The 430-nt window shown below is 35.8% G+C and carries 1 pseudogene; it reads right to left on the reverse strand.

Annotation, left to right across the window (positions count from 1 at the left end):
• A pseudogene (locus IQR33_RS30175) lies at positions 1–176 on the reverse strand (NAD(P)H-dependent oxidoreductase); the annotation flags it as partial.
• Positions 177–430 lie beyond the last annotated feature (254 nt).

Genomic DNA, 430 nt, shown 5'->3' on the forward strand with positions numbered 1-430 from the left:
TTGATAGAAGACGCCGACAAACGCAGTGCTTCTTTGATTATCGCCATGTCTTCTTGAGAAACGCGCTTGGTTTCATCATATTTTTTTGCAGTGTAACGGCTATTTAGATCGGTAATGATTTGATGGGACACGTTTATATCCTCTTTATGTGATGACAGATGAGGATGCACTAGCATCGACAACCATGCGTACCTCGAATATGGGTTCATGATAATGGATATTTTTTCATTGATAAGAGGGTGTTTATTTAAATCACTTTTTACTTTTTGTTGAAAATCGATGTGGGTTGATCGGTTTGAAACTTAAAAGTCCTTATTTGGAAGCTTTTATTTGATATTAAATTAAACTCATATTAAGGCGTAGGGGAAAGCAACATGAACGTGATTGAAGTTTTTAATGATAGCTATGAACGTTGTACTTCAGATCAGGA

Source organism: Vibrio sp. OPT46 (assembly GCF_015163535.1).
GTDB lineage: Bacteria > Pseudomonadota > Gammaproteobacteria > Enterobacterales > Vibrionaceae > Vibrio > Vibrio alginolyticus.